9 protein-coding genes are annotated in these 19,875 nt (G+C 67.7%); 3 read left to right on the top strand and 6 right to left on the bottom strand.

What is annotated here, in order from left to right:
* Positions 1-15: 15 nt before the first annotated feature.
* The 3 genes from CFB40_RS09460 (at position 16) to CFB40_RS09450 (ending at position 4,350) form a co-directional block, all read left to right on the top strand.
* Positions 16-3,177 (top strand): multidrug efflux RND transporter permease subunit, encoded by a 3,162-nt coding sequence (locus tag CFB40_RS09460; RefSeq protein WP_089431114.1) that lies wholly within the window; start codon positions 16-18, stop codon positions 3,175-3,177.
* A gap of 100 nt (positions 3,178-3,277) precedes the next feature.
* The gene (locus CFB40_RS09455; RefSeq protein ID WP_089431113.1) at positions 3,278-3,925 is read left to right on the top strand and encodes a glutathione S-transferase family protein; all 648 of its coding nucleotides are present in this window, start codon (positions 3,278-3,280) and stop codon (positions 3,923-3,925) included.
* Between the two features lie 215 nt (positions 3,926-4,140).
* The gene (locus tag CFB40_RS09450) at positions 4,141-4,350 is read left to right on the top strand and encodes a hypothetical protein (RefSeq protein ID WP_089431112.1); all 210 of its coding nucleotides are present in this window, start codon (positions 4,141-4,143) and stop codon (positions 4,348-4,350) included.
* A gap of 105 nt (positions 4,351-4,455) precedes the next feature.
* Here the strand turns inward: CFB40_RS09450 and CFB40_RS09445 are convergent, their stop codons facing one another.
* From CFB40_RS09445 to CFB40_RS09420, 6 genes are all read right to left on the bottom strand, one after another.
* On the bottom strand, positions 4,456-5,172 hold the full coding sequence (locus tag CFB40_RS09445; protein WP_089431111.1) for a helix-turn-helix transcriptional regulator: 717 nt from the start codon (positions 5,170-5,172) through the stop codon (positions 4,456-4,458).
* Positions 5,173-5,339: 167 nt separating this feature from the next.
* Complete coding sequence (locus CFB40_RS09440) at positions 5,340-5,849, bottom strand: winged helix-turn-helix transcriptional regulator (protein WP_089425478.1); 510 nt, start codon at positions 5,847-5,849, stop codon at positions 5,340-5,342.
* Positions 5,850-5,955: 106 nt separating this feature from the next.
* Positions 5,956-7,239, bottom strand: a complete 1,284-nt coding sequence (fabF, locus tag CFB40_RS09435) for a beta-ketoacyl-ACP synthase II (protein WP_206148705.1) — start codon at positions 7,237-7,239, stop codon at positions 5,956-5,958.
* 76 nt (positions 7,240-7,315) lie between these two features.
* On the bottom strand, positions 7,316-8,554 hold the full coding sequence (locus tag CFB40_RS09430) for an MFS transporter (protein ID WP_089431110.1): 1,239 nt from the start codon (positions 8,552-8,554) through the stop codon (positions 7,316-7,318).
* A 52-nt stretch (positions 8,555-8,606) separates the two neighbouring features.
* Positions 8,607-18,329 (bottom strand): hybrid non-ribosomal peptide synthetase/type I polyketide synthase, encoded by a 9,723-nt coding sequence (locus tag CFB40_RS09425; protein WP_089431109.1) that lies wholly within the window; start codon positions 18,327-18,329, stop codon positions 8,607-8,609.
* Positions 18,316-19,845 carry a flavin monoamine oxidase family protein gene (locus tag CFB40_RS09420; protein WP_179255264.1) on the bottom strand — a complete coding sequence of 510 codons (1,530 nt, stop codon included), beginning with the start codon at positions 19,843-19,845 and terminating at the stop codon, positions 18,316-18,318. The genes CFB40_RS09425 and CFB40_RS09420 overlap by 14 nt, the downstream gene beginning before the upstream one ends.
* Positions 19,846-19,875 lie beyond the last annotated feature (30 nt).

The following is a 19,875-nucleotide window of genomic DNA, read 5'->3' as shown; positions in this document are numbered from 1 at the left end:
CGCCGACACTCGCCGATGCCGTCATTCTTCATCGACCGTCCCGTCTTTGCGTGGATCGTCGCGCTCGCGATCGTCGTCGCGGGCGTGCTCGCCATTCCGCAGCTGCCGATCGCGCAGTATCCACGCCTGGCGCCGCCGCGGGTCGTGATCACCGCGTCCTATCCGGGCGCGTCGACCGAGACGGTCGATGCCGACGTCGGCAGCGTCATCGAGGAAAGCCTCGATGGCGCCGACGGGCTGCTGTACTACGAGACCAGCAGCGACGGCCACGGCAACCTCGAGATCGACGTGACGTTCGCGCCCAGCGCCGATCCGGACATCGCGCTCGTCGATGTCAACAACCGGTTGAAGCAGGTCGAGCCGCGGCTGCCGCAGCAGGTCGTCCAGCAGGGGATCGGCGTGTTCAAGGCGGCGAACACGTTCCTGATGCTCGTCACGCTGACGTCGACCGACGGCACGCGCGATTCCGCGCAGCTCGGCGATTACCTGAACCGCTACGTGCTGCGCGAGCTGAAGCGCGCGCCGGGTGTCGGTGCGGCCGAGCTGTGGGATGCCGACGAGGCGCTGCGGGTCTGGCTCGATCCGGTCAAGTTGCGCGAATACGACCTCGGCGCCGACGACGTGATCACGGCGATCAGCGCGCAGAACGCGACGGTCACGGCCGGTGCGATCGGCGACGCGCCGTTCGTGCGCGGCCAGCAGCTCACCGCGACGGTCGTGGTCAAGGGCCAGCTCACGTCGCCCGAGGAGTTCGGCCGGATCGTGCTGAAGTCGAAACAGGACGGCTCGGTGGTGCGTGTGGGCGATGTCGCGCGCGTCGAGATCGGTCGCGACGACTATTCGTTCTATTCGCGGCTGAACGGCCGGCCGGCCGCAACGGTCGGCATCCAGCTCGGCCCGCGCGGCAACGCGCTCGAAACGTCGAATGCGATTCGCGCGCGGCTCGCGGAACTCTCGCGGACGTTGCCGCCGGGCGTCGCCGTCGAGATTCCGTTCGACGGCGCGCATTTCGTCAAGATCGCGATCCACGAAGTCGTGCTGACGCTCGTCGAGGCCGTCGTGCTGGTGTTCTGCGTGATGTGGCTGTTCCTGCGCGACCTGCGCTACACGCTGGTGCCGACCGTCGTGATTCCCGTCACGCTGATGGGCGCGTTCGTCGCGATGTGGGCGTTCGGGCTGTCGATCAACGTGTTCACGATGTTCGGCCTCGTGCTGGCGATCGGCATCCTGGTCGACGACGCGATCGTCGTCGTCGAGAGCGTGCATCGCGTGATGGAGGAGGGCGTGTCGCCGCGCGACGCCACGCGCCGGGCCATGAAGCGGATCGGCGGGGCGATCGTCGGCGTGACCGCGGTGCTGACCGCCGTATTCGTGCCGATGGCATTTTTCCCGGGCAGCGTCGGCGGCATCTACCGGCAGTTCGCGGTCGCGATGATCGCGTCGATGCTGGTGTCGTCGTTCATGGCGCTGTCGCTCACGCCCGCGCTGTGCGCGAACCTGCTGAAGCCGGTCGCGCGGCACGATCGCGGCGCCGGCCGTGCGCGGCGACGCGGCATCGGCGCGCGTCTGGCCGACCGGTTCGGTACGGCTTTCGCGCGCGCCGAAACCGGTTATCGCCGCGTCGCCGTGTTTGCGGTGCGCCGCACCGGCATGGTCGTGGTGGTCTACGCGGCGCTCGTGATCGCGTGCGGGCTGCTGTACTGGATGATGCCGGGCGGCTTCCTGCCGACCGAGGACCAGGGGCAACTGCAGGTGATGATCCAGTTGCCGGCGGGCGCCACGCAGGCGCGCACGCTCGCGGTCGTCGAGCGGGTGGAGGCCATCCTGCACGGGGAGCCGGCGATTGCGAACGTGACGAGCGTGATCGGCTGGAGTTTCGTCGGCAGTGGGCAGAACGTCGGGATGGCGTTCGTGGAACTGAAGGACTGGGCGAAGCGCGACGTCGATGCGATGGCGTTGCGCGACCGGCTCAACGGGCGGTTCAGTGCGATCCTCGACGGCGACGTCGAGGCGGCGCTGCCGCCGTCGGTGCGCGGCATCGGGCATTCGGACGGCTTCACGTTCCGGCTCGAGGATCGCGGTGGGGTCGGGCTCGATGCGTTGAAGGCGGCTCGCGAGCAGCTTGCCGAACGCGCGAAGGCGAGCCCATTGCTCTCGGCCGTGCATTTCGAAGACCTGCCGGACGCACCGCGTATCGAGCTCGATGTCGATCGCGCGAAGGCGTACGCGCTCGGCGTGCCGTTCGAGCGGATCGCGGGGCTGCTGGGCGGCACGTTCGGCTCGAACTACATCAACGACTTTCCGGCGTCGGGCCGGATGCGGCGGGTGATCATCGAGGCCGATCCGGTTGCACGCGCAACCGATACGCAGCTGATGGCGCTGACCGTGCCGAACCGTACCGGCGACATGGTGCCGCTGTCGGCCATTGCCGCGCCGCACTGGACGATCGGGCCGGTGATGCTGAACCGGTACAACGGCTATCCGTCGCTCGACATCAGCGGCCGGGCGGCGACAGGCACGAGTTCGGGCGCGGCGATGGCGGAGATGGAGCGGCTTGCCGCTGCGCTGCCGGCCGGGATCGGCTTCGACTGGGTCGATGCGGCGCGCGAGGAGCAGGTTGCCGCGCGGCAGACGCCGCTGCTCGTCGGGTTGTCGGTGCTCGCGGTTTTCATGGCGCTGGCCGCGCTGTACGAAAGCTGGACGATTCCGCTGTCCGTGCTGACGATCGTGCCGCTCGGCATGATGGGTGCGATCGCGGCGGCGCTCGCGCGCGGGATGCCGAACGACGTGTATTTCAAGGTCGGGATGATCACCGTGGTCGGGCTGGCGGCGAAGAACGCGATCCTGATCGTGCAATACGCGCGCGACCTGGTCGTGCATGGCGTGCCGCTGCGGCAGGCGGTGGTCGACGCGGCCGCTGCGCGATTCCGGCCGATCGTGATGACGTCGATGGCGTTCTTGCTGGGCGTCGTGCCGCTCGTGCTGGCAACGGGCGCGGGGGCGGAAAGCCGACGGTCGATCGGCACGGGCGCGTTCGGCGGTGTGCTGGCGGCGACGGTGTTCGGGCTCGTGTTCGCGCCGGTAGCGTTTCGGGTCGTGGCGTCGGTCGGGCGACGCGGCAGGCGGGCGACGGTGGCGAAACGGGATGATCGTCAGGCGGAGGTGGTGGGGGAGTGAGGTCGCTTCGACAGGTGATTTTCGAGCGTTGTGTTGATTGAATGCGATTACCGTGCAGACGAGTCACAGACATTTCAATTCAAAGAGACGAATTCAGACCATGTCCTACGTTCTGTATTACTCGCCCGGCGCGGCAAGCATGGCCGTGCACTGGATGTTGATCGAACTCGGCGTGCCGTTCGAAACGCGCCTCGTCGATATCGATACGGGGGCGCAGCATACGCCCGAGTACCTGCGGTTGAATCCCGCGGGCCGAGTGCCGACGCTGGTCGTCGATGGCAAACCGCGGACCGAATCGGCCGCGTTGCTGATGCTGCTCGCCGAACGTCATCCGGAGCCGCGCCTGGCTCCGGATCCGGGCTCGCCTGAACGTGCCGAGTGGTTCGAGATGATGATCTATCTCGCCAATTCCGTCTTGCCGGCGATGCGAAACTGGTTCTATGCGGAGACGGATGGGGATCCGCGATGCGCTGAAATGGTGAAGACGTTTTCGCAAGGGCAAATCGAGGAATCGATGGCACATCTCGACACTCTGCTGTCCGATGGCCGTTCGTATTTGATCAACGATCGGTTGAGCACGGTCGACTTCCTGGCGCTGATGCTCATGCGCTGGACGCGCAACATGCCGCGTCCGGCAACGACGTGGAGGAATCTGGCGCGCTATATCCACGAGCTTCGCGCGATGCCGACGTTCATCGAGTTGAACGCGCGTGAAGGTCTGACGGAGTGGTTGAATCCGGTTGCCTGAGCGTTTCCGAAGGCGCTCAAAAGTGCGGCAGCGGTCGGTTGGAGGCTGCTTGTCGTGGGGTTTGGGGATGAAATATCGTATTTGACATAATCAACATTATCGGCGGATTTGGTTGTAGCAGCCATATCCTAATGTCGTGTTCTGGCTATTTACAGATGTCGTGTTTTTGACTGCTGGCATGCTGGACGGCTCGTTGAGCGAGCGCGGAGCCGACCATGCAGCCAGCCGGATTGGTGACACTGACGATGCGAGAGCTTGATCGACTCAAGGTAATCCAGGCCGTGGTGGACACGGGCTTGAAGCCGGGACGTGCAGCCGAACGGCAGGCGTTGACGACCCGCCGAATTCGCCGGTTCGTCGGCAGGCCACGTGAGCACGGCAAGCCGGACGCGATCGATGTCGAGACACCGGGCGAAGGACGCTAACCGCTGTCAGGACCCGAGTGCCGCCGATCGATGACTGTTCCGTTCCCCTCCGCCAGCTTGACGGAACAATCAGACCCAAGCCGCAAGACAACCGATGCGTGCTTGTCAGACGCACAACAGCCCGAGCGAGATGGCCTTCGTCACCGCATGGCGACGGCCCTTGGCATTGAGTTTCCGAACGACATTGCCGATATGAAAATTTACGGTTCGCTCGGTGATGCCGAGAATCTCACCGATCTCCCAGCTCGTCTTGCCGGCGGAACACCATTGCAGGCATTGCCGTTCGCGCGAACTCATGCCCGACATCCGCGTGGTGCCCTGCCCTTTGGTTTCCCGCGCGATCATGGTGACCTTTTCCTCGATATACGCGCAAAGCAGACTGAGTTTCGCGGTCTGGCCGAGGTCGTGCGCCGGGATGCCTTCAGAGCCGTCGGAGGCAACGCTCAGCACGCCGATGTCGCCGCGATGGCCGCGCACCGGCAAGCTCAGGCCGTGAACGAGACCGAAGCGACGCGCGTCCGCTTCGAGGCACCGCTGCTCGCCGGAGCTGTACATCGCGCGCTCCCATCGCAGCGGCAGCGAGGACGTGCGTGCGTGGGCGAGTATCGGGTCGATGTTCGCGTAGCGGCGCTCGGCGTAGACATCCTGCCAGGCCGGGCAGTTCGAGATGATGTGACTGAAGGCCGTCTCGCCGGCGGACCCGGACGAGACAACCGAATACATATAAGTTTGGTATCCGGCCTCGCGGCAGAAACTTCCCACGTGGGCCCCGAGCTCCTCCATCGTCTGCGATTGAAGGATAGGCATGAATTCGTCTACCAATTCAAACTCCGTATTGACTCTTCACTGATCTCGAACGTAAGCACGCGTCAACACCATCGGAAACGCCGCGCTCGCCCGCCGACAAGCGGCGCCCCGCGCGGGTCGATCCGGTATTTCATGGCCGGTACTCGGGGCGAGTCCGGCTGGTGCCAACAGTACGGGAGCGGTTAGCTGCCCGACGCACTTTCGCGCAGCTCGCGCACCTGCTCGACACGTTCATGCACGGCAGCCGACGCGACCGGCCCTGCCTTGAGCAGGACGCGATCCACGGTAATCGGCTGCAGGTCATTCCTGTCGACGACCACGGACTCCAGCACCCGACCGCTCTCCCGATCGATCTGCTGAACCGCGACACCGTCGTTGACGAGGTACTTGCTCCCCCAATCGAACAGCACGACCAGCAGCGGGAACAGGTCGATGCCCATCTGCGTCAGCACGTACTCGTAACGCGTGGGTCGCGTCATGTAGCGCCGGCGCTCCAGCAGGCCCTGATCGACCAGGCGTTTCAATCTGCGCGTCAGCGTATTGGTTGCAATCCCGACACTGCGCTGGAATTCGTCGAAGCGTGTACACCCCTGCAACGCATCCCGCAGGATCAGGAGCGTCCACGATTCGCCGATGCAGTCGAGTGCGCGCGCGGTCGGGCACTCCATCGATTTAAAGCTGGTCGTTCTCATGGCGTGAAGGCTAACATCGTGACTTCTAATATGCAAGTGACTATCCGGACGGATGCCCTGTGGCGTCAAGGGCGTGCCGGACGGGCGTGTCCGGCACGCCCCTGGATCAGGCGTCTGCCGGCGGAGGGCCGAATATCAGCGCGGCGTTCGTTCCGCCGAAGCCGAAGGAATTCGACAGCGTGTAACGCACCGGCCGCGACTTGCTGCGGTTCGGCACCAGATCGAGGCCGTCGCATTCGGGGGCCGGGCGATCGAGGTTGATCGTCGGCGGTGCGACCTGGTCGCGGAGCGCCAGCAGCGCGAACACCGCTTCGACGCTGCCGGCGGCGCCGAGCAGGTGCCCGGTCGACGCCTTCGTGGCGGACACCGACGCACCACCGAACAGATGCTCGCCAAACACGCGTTTCAGCGCGGCGATCTCGGCCAGATCGCCGGCGGGCGTCGACGTCGAATGCGCATTGATGTAGTCGATGGCGTCCGGCTCGATGCGCGCACGCTTGAGGGCGGCCAGCATCGCGCGGGCCGCGCCGTCGCCATCATCCGGCGGCGCGACGATGTGATAAGCGTCGCCCGACATGCCGTAACCGATCACTTCCGCGTAGATCCGGGCGCCGCGCGCCAGCGCATGCCCGTATTCCTCGAGGACGACCATGCCGCTGCCCTCACCCATCACGAAGCCGTCGCGGTCGGCATCCCACGGCCGCGACGCACGCTCCGGCGTGTCGTTGAAGCCCGTGGACAGCGCTTTCGCCGCGGCAAAACCGGCGATCCCGACCTCGCACACGGCGGCCTCCGCGCCCCCCGCGATCATCACGTCCGCGTCGTCGAGCGCGATCAGGCGCGCCGCATCGCCGATCGCATGGGCACCGGATGCGCATGCCGTGACCGTTGCGTGCGTCGGGCCGCGAAAGCCGTACTTGATCGAAATCTGGCCGGCGGCCAGGTTGATCAGGTTCGACGGAATGAAGAACGGCGACAGCCGCTTGCCGGGCGCACGCTCGATTTGTCGCGATCCAGCCTCGATGCCCGGCAGGCCGCCGATACCCGCACCGACCATGACGCCGGTGCGATTCTGCAGCGCCCGGTCGTCCGGATGCCATTGTGCGTCGTCGAGCGCTTCCGTGGCGGCCGCGATCGCATAGACGATGAACGGATCCATTTTCTTGACTTCCTTCGCCTCGACCCATTCGGTCGCATCGAAGCCGCCGTCGCGCGCATTGCCGGCGGGAATCAGCCCGGCGATCTTGCAAGGCAGGTTCGACGTGTCGAAGCGATCGATGGTCGTGATACCGCTTCGACCGGCGAGCAGGTTCCGCCACGAGTGTTCGACACCGACGCCGAGCGGAGTCACGAGGCCGAGCCCCGTCACGACGACACGCCGCAATCCCAGCGGATGAGGCAGTTGGGGAGTGTTGGGATTCATTGAATTCTCCAGTTGGTTCGCGGTGAATGACCTTGACGCGGGCTCATCGGCTGACCTCGAGTTCGATCGCCTGGTTGCAGAAGCGGCCGCCCAGCACACACGCCGACACGAGCACGAGCGCGGACGTCGCGACCGGGAGGACGATCGAGTGCGGCTGCAGCAACGAGGTCACGATCGGGGCGACGCCCCAGGCAAGCGCATTGATCGACGAGACGACGCCCAGCACCTGCCCCTGATCGTCGGCGGTCGCGCGGTTCGACGCGATGCTGAGCAGCGTGACATAGCAGTTGGAGACGGCGAGCGCGAGCAGCGGCACGGCCGCCCAGAGGCTGATGGGGGCGTCGACCAGCATCACCAGTGCGATCAGGACCGGTTGCGCGATCAGGCTGCCCATGAGGTTCTGTCGCGGTGAAAACGCCTTCGCCAGTGCGGGAATGATGAACAGCAGCGACACGGCGAAGCACGCCGAGTAGAACGACAGCAGCATCGCCTCCCAGAACGCGTCGAATCCATACCGCAGCAGGGAAAAGGCCGACATGTAGTTGAAGAAGATGTAGTAGCCGGTCAGGAACACCGCGAGGATGACGAGCGGCGTGCGGAGTACCGGCGATGCCGCATTCGCGACGATGCGCCGCCATGCGCCGGCGCGTCGCGCAGGCGTGGTGCCGTCGTGTGCGCGACGATCGGAGAAGAACGCGATCACGAACGCGAGCGTGAGCGCCGCCAGGGCGGCACCGATGACGAACGGCAGCGCGACGCCGAACGCACCGCCGCCCGTGCCGGAAAACACCCCACCGATGACCGGCCCGATCGCGAATCCCACGCCGTTCGCCGCAGTGATCATGCTGAGGTTGCCGGCTTTCGTGTCGGGCGTGCTGATGTCGATGACGGCCGCCTGCGCCACCGGCAGGCTCGCGGCGGTCAGGCCGCAGATCGCGCGGCCGACGAGCACCCCCCACAGACTGCCGGCGTACACGCCGGCAGCGGTGCCGAGCATGCCGAGCGCGTTGCCGCCCAGGCACAGCAGCAGCACACGTTTGCGGCCGTACCGATCGGACATGTCGCCGAGCAGCGGCGACGCGGCGAACATGGCCAGCGGATAGAGCGCCAGCACGATGCCGTAGATCTGATAGCGCGTGGCCTCGCTCACCGACGCGGCAAACAGGCCGGTTTCGTTGTTGAGCAGCATCGGCGTCAGCGCGGGAAACACGATGCCGATTCCGGCGGCATCGACAAAGATGGTCAGGAACAGCGAGGCAATGGCAAGTTTGGATGTCTTCATGGTCAGCGTGCGGACGGACGGGCAACCGTCCGTCCGGGTTCAGGGAAAGGGATCAAAGCGCCGCGAGCCGGTCCAGGCAAGCTGCGGTCGTGTCGAGCAGCCAGTTGCCCGAGTCGTCGGCGGCCGGCATTTCCAGCCGGCCGAGTTCGTCGAGATACGCGGCATGTTCAACGGGCCGCCCGCACCCCACGCCGTCGCCGAGCGCGCTGTACAGCGGCAACATCCTGAAGAACGGATCGGATTCGGGCGTCTCGTCGCGAGCGCGGGCCACCCATTCGGCGGCCGGTATCCCGCGCAGCGTCGACCCGTTGCGCAGCCGCGCCACGATCGCGCGAAAATCCAGATCGTCGATATGGACATTGCGCACGGCCGACATCATGGTGACCTTGCTGCGACGGACGATGTAGCGGGCCACGTGTTCCGTCGGCATGACCGGCACCGCAACGGGAAGATCCGGGTAAGCGCCCATCGCCACGCACTTATTGCTGAACGCGACGAAATGGTTCTGCCGTTTCAGGTTCGGATCGCGGTCGTCGATCAGCAGCGGCAGCCGATAGATCGACGTGGGATAGCCGTGCAGTACCGATTGCGCGAAGCAGGCTTCCGCCACGAACTTCGAGCGTTCGTAACCCGACGACAACGCGCGGATCGCCGCGTGGTCGAGCCATTGTTCCGGCAGCGATCCGAGCTCCGTGTACTGCGTCGAAATGTAGTGCACGTGGGCGACTTTCGCGGCCGACGCAAACGCCAGGACGTGCCGGCTCGCGCCGACGTTGCCCTCGCGCATGAAGGCGTAGTCGGCCGCGTGATTGACGTGCGCCGCGCAATGCACGACCTGCGTGACATGGGTCAGCAACTGCGCATGGCTGTCGTCGTCCATGCCGAACCGCGGCAAGGTTGCGTCGCCGCGGCAGATCCGGACACGCGCGACGGGCAGCGCGCCGCCGAACATGGCACGGTAACGTGCGTCGAGACGCGCGCGCGCGTCGGCGTCGTCGTTGCCGCGCACCAGCACGTAGACGTCCGCGTGCGTTTCCTCGAGCAGCATCCGCAGCAGCCAGGCGCCGAGGTGCCCGGTCGCGCCGGTCAGCAGATAGGCGTCCGCTGCCTTCGCCGCCGTCCCCGTGAATGCCGGCAGCGTCGCGGCGGCCGCCAGATCCGCCGCATACGGCGCATCCTCCTGCCGGTTGACGGCGTCGTTCGTCGTCGTCGCCCCGTCGGGCCGGTGCGCACATGCGGCAAGGAAACCGTCGATCGTCGGGTTGGTCAGGAAGCGGCTGAAATCGACCTTCAGCGCGAGCTCGCGTTCGGCGGCGAGGACCATGCGCGTCAACGACAGCGAATCGCCGCCGAGCTGGAAGAAGTTCTCGCGGGTCCCGATCGAGGCCAGGTCGAGCTGCGTCTTCCATAGCGTGCACAAGGCCGCCTGTTCCGGCGACAACGCCTCCGCCGCGTCGGCGGGACGCCGTGCATCGGCGTCCTGCTCGATCCGGGCCAGCACGCGTTCCGTGAGCGCCTTCCGGTCGACCTTGCCGCTGCTGTTCGACGGAAATGCGTCGAACTGCATCAGGCGCCACGGCACCATGTAATCCGGCAACCGCGCTTTCGCGCCGGCCAACACGGCAGGCTCGTCGAACCCGTCCGCAATGACGCAGCCGACGATCTGCCGTCCGACTGACGAGGCGGCGCCGACATCGACCACGAGTGCGCTCGCGTGACGGACGCCCGGGTGCGACATCAGCACGTGTTCGATCTCGCCCAGCTCGACCAGCAGCCCGCGCAGCTTCACGCGGAAATCGTTGCGACCGATGTAGTCGAGTTCGCCGTCGCGCCGCCATTTGACGATGTCGCCGGTGCGGTACATGCGCGTCGCACCGTCCTGATACGGATTGGCGGAGAACGCGTCGGGCGCCTTGAGCGTGCCGATGTAGCCGCGCGCCACGCCGCTGCCGCCGAGGTACAACTCGCCGGGCACGCCGGGCGGCACCGGGCGGCCGCGTGCGTCCAGCACCCAGCAGCGCACCCCGTCGCACGCGAGGCCGATCGATGCGCCCGGCCCGTCGGGCACCCGGGTGCACGCATGATGCGTTGCATAGATCGTCACTTCCGTCGGCCCGTACAGGTTGTTGAGCGTCGTGGTCGTGCCCGACGCGAGCCACGCGCGCACCACCGGCTGCATCAAGGCCTCGCCGACCGAAATCACGTGGCGCAGCGTCGGGCAGCGGGTGAGCGGCTCGAGCAGCAGGTTCAGCAGCGACGGCACGGTGCTCATCATGGTCACGTCGTGGCGCACGCACACGGCGGCGTGGCCGGCCGGCCCGTCCGTTTCGTCCATCAGCACGACGACCCCGCCCGTCATCAGCGGCAGGCAGAATTCGGGCACCGAGATATCGAACGTCAGAACCGTCCCTTGCAGGAACCGGTCGCGCGCCGAGAAGCCGAAATGGCGCTCCATCCAGCGCAGGCGCTGGGTCAGGCCCAGATGCTCGACCAGCACGCCCTTCGGATTGCCGGTGCTGCCGGAAGTGAACAGCACGTAAGCGAGCTTGCCGCCGCGATCGGCGTAGTCGCCGTTCGGTTCCAGTCGAGCGTGATGCTGCATGCGGCCGGCTTGCACGACGTCGCAGTCGATCGCGGTGTGGTCCGCGCGAAGCACGACGTTGCACAACCCCAGCGCGTCGCGCTCGGCGAGCGCCTGCCGCACGTCGTCGGACAGCCGGTGCCGTTGCGTCAACACCATTGCGCAGCGGGCCGTGTCGATCATGTAGCCCGTGCGCGCCGCCGGATGCTTCAGGTCGAGTGCGACGTACGCGGCAGCGCATTTCCAGATCGCGAGGATCGCGATGATGGATTCCGGGCACCCGAAACGCGGCATCAGGATGCCGACGGTCGTCTCGCTGCCGACGCCCTGGCGGTGCAGCGTATCGGCCACCGTATCGGCCAGCGCGTTCAACTCACGATAGGTCAGCCGTCGTTCGCCCCATTCGATGGCGACCGCATCCGGCGTCTCGTGCGCGCGCCGTGCGAACTGCTCGTGCACGCATGCCGTGTCGCCCGGATCGACATCCCGCGTGTCGCGCGGCACCGGGCCGCGCCCGGATGCCAGCAACCGCAGTTGGTCGGCGGCCAGCATCGTGATCGAGCCCACTTCGCGTTCGGCATGACCGGGGTCGGACAACGCAACCAGCAGCGTCGCGTAATGCTCCGCAATCTGTTCGACCGTCGCGCGGTCGAACACGGCATCGGCGTACTTGAGGTCGATCGCCCAATCGTGCTGACGTTGCGTCACCCATGCACTCAGGTCGAATTGCGCTTCCTGCTGCGTGATGTCGAGCGGTGTCGCGTCGCACCGGGCACCGACGTCGACCACCATCTCGGAGGCATCGAAGTAGTTGAAATACGTCTGGAACAGCCCTGCCGAACGGCTGGCGGAACGCAGGCGTTCGTCGCGCATCAACAGCGCGAGCGGGACGTCCTGGTAATCGACCAACTCGAATAGCGCACGCCGGACCTGGTCGACCGCCGCCGTGACGGTCTGGTTTTCGTCGACTTCGCTGACGAGCGGCAGCACGTTGACGAAATGGCCAACCGTGTTGCGCCAGCGTTGTGCCGAACGACCGTTGAACGCGACGCCCGTGATCACGCGATTCTGGTTCGAGTATCGCGCGAGCAGCAACAGCCACGTGGCAAGGTGCACGGCCGCGCGTCGTCCGCCCGGCATCGCGTTGAGCTGGTCGGCCAGGCGCCGCGACACCGGTACGCGCACCGTGCCGCCGGTCTTCGCGCCCTGCTCCGTGCGCACCCGATCCACCGGCAGGTCGACGCTGACGGGTACGCCGTCGCCGTCGATGATCCGCTCGACGAAGAATGCGCGTGCGGCCGTCAGGGTCGTCGCATCGAGTGCCCGTTGCGTGGCCACGAAGTCGCGATAGGGTGCATCGGAATCGACCAGCGGTGCCGTGGTGCCGCACATCGCCTGAAGAAGCTGGACGCCCACGATGAAAATGGTCGCGGCATCCATCACGAGGTGATTCGACGTCACGACCAGATACCATTCGTGCGGCGACACGCGCAGCACGTTCACGCGGGTCGCGAAGTCGGTCGCGAGGTCGGGCGACGCGGCCAGCAGCGCCTGGATCCGGGCGTCGACGTCGACACCCGCTGCGGCGTCCTCGGTCGCGATCGCGCAACGCGAGAGCGTTTCGTCAAGCGAATGAATGACGTATCCCGGCTCGTGCTCGACTTCGTCGAACGTCGCGCGCAGCAACTCGTGTTCGCCAAGCAGCGCGCGCCATCGCGCCGCCAGCCGATCCAGGTCGAGCCCCTCGCCGGCCACGCGCCAGCCGACTGCGCAGTTGTAGGCGCGGCTGTCGCGGTGGCGGATCTGCTCGTACCAGATCGCAAACTGATTGTACGAAAGCGGTACGCGGGCCGGTGCACCGCCCTCCTTCACGGGCGCGGCCTCGGCGTGAGCCGTCGCCGTCGCCTGGCTCATCGACTCCACCAGCCGGTCATGGATATCGGCGAGCGTCGCGCTGTCGAAGAACAGGCTCGCGGGCAGGCTCAGCCCGAGCCGCGCCTGCAGTTCGCTGCGAATCCGGATCGTGCCGACCGAATCGAGCCCGAGTTCGTCCAGCGTCGACGTCCTGGCAATCTGGTGCGGCGCATGGCCCGTTTCCGCGGCGATCAGCCCGGTCAGCAGCGCGAACGCGCCGTCGGCTGTCGTCGTGGCCGACGCCGGCCCGATCGCGGCCGCGTCGCGTGTCGCGAGCGTGTCGCCCGATCGTGCGGGCGCTTCCGGGACGACGCGATAAATCGCCAGATGCGCGCCGTGCCCGATGCGCGCCATCGCGGCGGTCAGTGCCGCGCAGGCGGCTTGCGGGGCGAGCGGTTGCAGCCGTCGCAGCGAGCGCGACGGTGTACGCGCCCCCACCCGCTTCAACATGCCGGTGTCCGCCCACGGCCCCCAGTCGACCACGATGGCCGGCAGGCCGAGCGAAGCACCGTGCGCGGCCAGCCGTTGCAGCCCCGCGTTCGCGATCGCATACGAAATCTGGCCTGGCGACTCGACCAGCGACGCCAGCGACGAGAAATACACGATGAACCCGATCGAAGGCTGCCCGCACGCGTAGTCGTGGAGCACCGACGCCCCGCGCAACTTGGCGCCGAGAACGGTGTCGAGTTGCGCCGCGTCGGTGTCCAGGATGTTCCGGTCGGCGGTCGCGCCGGCCAGGTGAAAAATGCCGTCCAGCGCGCCGGCATGGGCAGTCAGCCACGCACCGTCGACCTCGGCGGCGGCCAGATCCGCGACGAGCAGTTGAATCGTCGCGCCGGACCGCTCGCGCAGGCCCGCCACCCATCGGTGATCCTCGTCGTCCGGCGTCAACGCGCGTCGGCGCATCAGCACGAGGTTCCGGCATCCGCAATCGTCGACAAGATGTTCGACGAGATGTTTGCCCGCCCCGCCGAACGCACCGGTCACGAGGTAGCGGCCGTCGCTGCGCGGCTGCAGCGCGTTGTCGCCGTCGACTTCCGGCAGGCCGGCCACGGTTTCGCGGCGCGCCAGCCCCGCGTCGTCGATACGCCATAGCGGTGTCGCGATGCGCCGCGACGTGATGCCCGGCTTGACGTCCCGTACCGCGAGGATCGCGTCGACGACGCGATCGCCCGCGACGGCGAATTCGAGCTGTGCCGCGTCCAGCGCGGGCAGTTCGGCCTGCAAATGAACCGCGAGCGCCTGCATCGTCGCCGCGCCCAGCACGTCCGGCGCGGCGTGACCCGTCTCCGTCACGAGGCAGACTTGTAGCGGCTGTCCCGGTTGTCGGTCCGACACCGTCTCGATGCTGCGCCGCACGTCGCGAACGAAAGCGGCGACCGTGCCGTAGGACGCTGCGCCGGACAGCCACGCGTGAGGCGCCCAGACGACGATCGTGCGTACTCGCGCACCGTCCGCCTGCGGTTCGTCGATCGGCTTGCCGTCGCGCTGCGACTCCCCCGGCAACGCGAGCAAGCGGCTTGCTGCCCCGCGCGTGGCAAGGCCCTCGTGCCAGCGATCGGGCGCCGGTGCATCCGCCGGTGCGAGCAACAGCCACGTTTCGCCGGTCAGCGACGCGCCGGCCGGCAACGCCGGGACACCGTCGCGCACCCATTCGACCCGGAAGTGCACGTCATGGCGCTCGGCGGCGCTTGCCGACAGGCGCACGCAGGTCACGCCATGCAGTATGGCAACGTCCCGGCCGGATTCGTCCTGGACGAGCACGTCGCCGACCAGCATCGTGTCGCTCGACTCCCGAAGCACGGCCCGGCAAGTCAGCGCCAACGACCAGCGCGCGTGCGGATCGATCCGGATCGACTCGAGTGCGACGGGGGCATAGGCGCTTTCCGGACGGCCTCGGCATACACCGAGCGACTGGAAGCACGTGTCGATGAACGCACTGTGACTGAGCGGCAGCGCCGGCTGCGCGTCCGGCGGTGCGATGCGGCAGCGTACCTCGGTGTCGCTGACGCGCTGGTAGGCGGCGATCCGCTGGAACAGCGGGCCGTACTGGACGCCCCGACGCGCATATTCGTCAAAGAACGCGTCCGGTCGCGCCCATTCGCCTGGCTGCTCGTCGAACCGGCCGCTCGACGGCGGCAGCGGCGCGTGTTCCGCTGCGACGTGCACGCGCGCCAGTTCGGCATCGCCATCGCCCGGCAGTCGATAGACGATCGTGTAGCGGCCATCGTGCGCGGGACCGGTCACCTGGCAGGCCACCTCGTGCGTCGCCGCCGGATCGTCGAAGGCGAGCGGCCGGCTGACCGTCAGATCGTCGAGCTGAATCATCGCGCCGGCAGGGCCCTGTCGGGGCGTTTGCGCGATAGCCTGCATCGCGAGCGCGACACCTGTCGACAGGTAGAACGCGCCGGGTACGATCGCCCGGCCGTGAATCCGGTGCTGATTGATCCAGTCCAGCGCGGGCGTGCCGAGGTCGACCTGCAAGGTCGCGCGAAAGTCGATGCCCGACCAGGCCGGCGCATCGCGCAGCGGCTGTGGCGGCGCGGCGCGGGTGCTCGCGCGGGAGACGGTGTGCGGCCACGACGCCGGTTGCAGCAGCGTGTGGTCGAAACGATATGTCGGCAGTTCGACGAACGGCTCGGCGGCCCGCGCATCGCCGAATGCCTGCATGGCCTTCCGGATGTCCAGTGCGCCGCCTTCCGCGAGGCGTCCTGCAGCACGCAGGAACGTTTCGTCGTCGGCGCCGCGCCGGTCGATGCTGGGCAGGCACGCCAACCCGCGCCGTGCCGCCCGCGCGGTGGCCGCGACGAGGCCGCAGAGCACCGGACGCGGCCCGATTTCGAGCACCGCGTCGACGTCGTCGCCGACGAGCCCGGCGGCGGCCGCCGCGAAATCGACGGGGCGCACGATCTGTTCGGCCCAGTAGGCCGGCGAACCCGGTGCCGCGTCCATTTGCACGGACCCGACCCACCCTTCGACGGAACTCACGAAGCGGACGGACGGTCGCGTCACCGCGACACCGCTGGCCAGGAGACGCGCCGCATGCGCGGCGAATTCGTCTGCCGCGGATTGCATCAGCGGCGTATGAAACGCGCCCTGCGTGTCGAGCGGCAGGGTCGTCAGGCCTTGCCGCCGGGCATGCTCCGCGGCGGCCAGCACGGCCGCCTCGGACCCGGCGATCACGGTCGATTCCGGTGCGTTCAGCGCCGACAGCCACAGCGCGGCCGACGGCAGGCCGTGATTGACCTCGTCGATCAGTGCCTCGACGATCTGCCGCGGCGCAGCGATCGACAGCATCTTTCCGGGGCTGACCGTACACGCCCGCTCCATGGCATCGGCGCGCGCCAGCACCAGGCGGGCCGCCGTGTCGAAGTCGAATGCGCCGGCGAACCACGCCGCCGCATATTCACCGACACTGTGCCCGAGCACGGCGTAGGGCCGGCACCCGAGTTCCTGCCAGAACCGCGCGAGTGCGCATTGCAGGACGAGCAGCGAGAGCTGGGACGTCCGCTGTTCGCGCACGAGCGGCAGCGCCGCGCCCGCAGCCTGCCCGGTGGCCAGCATGCGCGGCAGCAACGGCGTGCTCCAGCCGACGATGCGGTCGACGTGATCCGCGAATTCCGTGAGCAACGCGCGGAATCGCCGGTTGGCGTCGAACAGGCTGCGAGACATGCCGGCGTACTGGCTGCCCTGCCCGGTGAAGACCATCGCGATGCGCTGCAGCCGCGTCGTCGGGGCCGGTGCGGCGCAACGCTCGCGCAACCGTTCGACCAGTTCGGCCGGGTTGCCGGCCGCGACCGCGATCGACGCATGCGGCCACACCTGGCGGTTCGCCAGCGCCGCGTCGCACAGCGCGTGCAGGTCGATATCGGGCGATGCCTCGATCGCATCCGCATAGGCGTCAGCCAGCGCCTGAACCGACGCCGGCGTGCGGGCCGACAGGAACAGCAGGCTTGCGCCGCTGCGGCGCTCCGCCGCCGGCGTGGCCGCACGATGGGCGCGCGACTCGCCCAGCACGACGTGCGCGTTGGTGCCGCTCATGCCGAACGAGCTGACACCCGCGATCAGCCGCCCGTCCGGATCGCCAGGCAGCCAGTGCGTGGCAGTCGCAGGGATCACGCCCTGGAAGCGGGCAAGCGGCAGATCCTCGCTGATATCGTCGGCCATGCAATGCGGCGCGAGTTGCCGCGCGGACACGCACAGAGCCGCCTTGATCAGGCTCGCGATCCCGGCGCTTCCCTCGCAATGGCCGATATTGGCCTTGACCGCCCCGAGATACAGCGGATGCATGCGCTTGCCGAACACGTCGGCGAGCGCCGACAGCTCGATTCGATCGCCGAGGTCGGTGCCGGTCCCGTGTGTTTCGACATAGGAGACGTCGGCCGGCGTCAGCGCGGCGCTCGACAGCGCGTCTTCGATCACGCGGCGCTGGGCGGCCTGCGAAGGCGCGGTGATGCCGTTGCTGCGGCCGTCGCTGTTCACGGCGCTGCCGAGCAGGTTCGCGTAGATCCGCTTGCCGGTGCGCACGGCGTCCGATTGGCGCATCAACACGACGGCGCCGATGCCTTCGCCGCGCGCGAAGCCGTCGGCGTGTCGCGTGAAGGTCTTGCAGCGACCGTCGGCGGCCAGCATGCCGGCCTGTGCCAGATCCACGCTGTAATCGTGCGTCAGCATGAGCGACGCGCCGGCCACGATCGCCGCGTCGCATTCGCCCGCGGCCAGCGCGCCGAGTGCCTGGTGAACCGCCACCAGCGACGACGAGCAGGCGGTATCGACGACGAATGCCGGGCCTTCGAGGCCGAGATGATAGGCGATCCGCCCCGCGGCCATGCTGCCCAGCGCGCCGCGGCTCAGGAAGCCGTTGTAGTCGTCGCTGCTCGCCATCCGGCGTGCATAGTCGAGCGTACTCAGGCCGACGAACACGCCCCAGCGCTGCTTCCTCAGCGACGACGGGTCGATGCCCGCGTCCTCGATGGCGTGATAGCTCGTTTCCAGCAGCAACCGATGCTGCGGATCCATGTAGATGGCCTCTTTCGGCGCGATCGAGAACACCGCCGGATCGAATGCCCACGGCGAGCGGGCAAGGAAGCCTCCGTGCAGCGCTTGCGGCGGCGTCGCGGCGCCGTCCGCGCCGAAACGGCCGGCCGGCATCGGCCCGGTCGCTTCCCGCCCGTCCAGCACCACGGCACGGAAAGCATCGAGCGAATGGGCAGTTCCGGGCAACTCGCACGCCATGCCGACAATGGAGATTTCCTCCGGTACCCGTTCACGCTGCTTCATTGCTCGACTCCGTCGTTGCGTTGTGTTTTTCCGTTCCGTTCTGCGCGTCGATCTGTTGCAGCATGCATTGCACCGAACGGCAGGCGCCTTCGAAGAAGCCCTGCAGGTCCGAATAGGCCTCGCCGCAGATATGCACGCGCCGGTTGGCCGGATCGGCGCCGATGCCGAAGGCGGCCAGTTGCCGAATCACGTCCGCCGAGCGGTAGCCGGGACGCCAGAAGTGCACGCCGGCGCCGAACGGCGCCATGCTCCAGTCGCGGATGCCCCATTCGAGGATGCGCGGCGTGTCGTCGCGCGAGAACGTCTGCTGCAGCGTCCGGACGAGCGCCGCCTTCAGGCGCTCGCCCCGGTTGCGGTACGGGGCCGACTGCCAGCCGCGGCGGCCTTCTTCCGTGTCGATCAGGTTGGCCCAGTACTGATGCCACGGTTCATCGCTGTAGAACATCGCCATGCCGTACCGTTCCGGCTGGCTGGGGTGGACCTCGAAATGAGCGGCCCGGACCATCGCGCCTTCGCCGCTGCCTGGCGGCGTGTCGGCGTTCCACCACGGGTCCTCGACCACGCAGCATGCCCACGTGATCGGGAACGGGACGACGGCATCGAGGCTGGCGGTCACGGCCGGCGGCAGGCAGCGGGCAAGCGCCCGGAGCGGGCGCTGCGGCAGCGCGAGCACGACGCGCCCGCACCGGACGACGACGCGGCGCCGCTCCGCAGTCGACACGTCTTCGATCGTCGCGGCGATGGCGCCGTCGGGCTGCTCCGACAAGTCGACGAGCGCGTGATCCACGACCACGTCGACGCCCAGTGCGCGCACCGCGCGCCCCGCGTAGTCGATCAGCGTCTGCATGCCGCCGACCGGCAGGTAGGACGGACGCTCGAGCAGGCGCAGGTCGAGCAGCGTCGCGATCCATTCCGCGGCATTCGGATTCGCGTTCTTGAAGTTGTAGAACGCCCCCTTCTCGCGCGTGAACTCGACCGCTTCATGGCTCAGTACGTTCGACAGCACGTTCCAGATACCCTGCTGGTAAAGCGGCACGCCCCCGAACCGGGCGTCCGTCCGGAATCTCGCCAGTGCCTCGGCCCGGCCGGGCCGGTCGAAGCGGTCGCCGTCGAGGTCCCACTGGTCCGCGACGATCACGCGCACCGCATGCATCAGCAGCGCCCAGGGCGGATCGTGCGCGCGCGGATCCGCCAGCAGCGCGCGCTCGTCCTCGGTCAGCTTCGCCGCACACGGACGGATCGACGAACCTGCCTCGTGCGACGAAATGGGTTGCACGGGGACGCCCAGCGCCTGCACGAAGGCGTCGACGAGCGGCTGAAGATCGGGCTCGATTCGCACGGCGCCGTATTCCGCACGGAATGCGCCGGCGAGCATCTCGTCGGTCTGCACCCGGCCGCCGATGCGAGACAGCATCTCGACCAGGCGAACCCGCAGTCCGGGGTGACGCTTCTTCAGTTCATGGGCGGCATACAGGCCAGCCAGACCGCCACCGGCGATCAGTACATCGGTATCCAAATGAATTCTCCGTCTGGAAGACCCGGTGCC

Source organism: Burkholderia sp. AU31652, from assembly GCF_002223155.1.
Lineage (GTDB): Bacteria > Pseudomonadota > Gammaproteobacteria > Burkholderiales > Burkholderiaceae > Burkholderia.
Note: the sequence above shows the minus strand (reverse complement) of the source record. Positions and strands in the feature narration are given on the sequence as shown.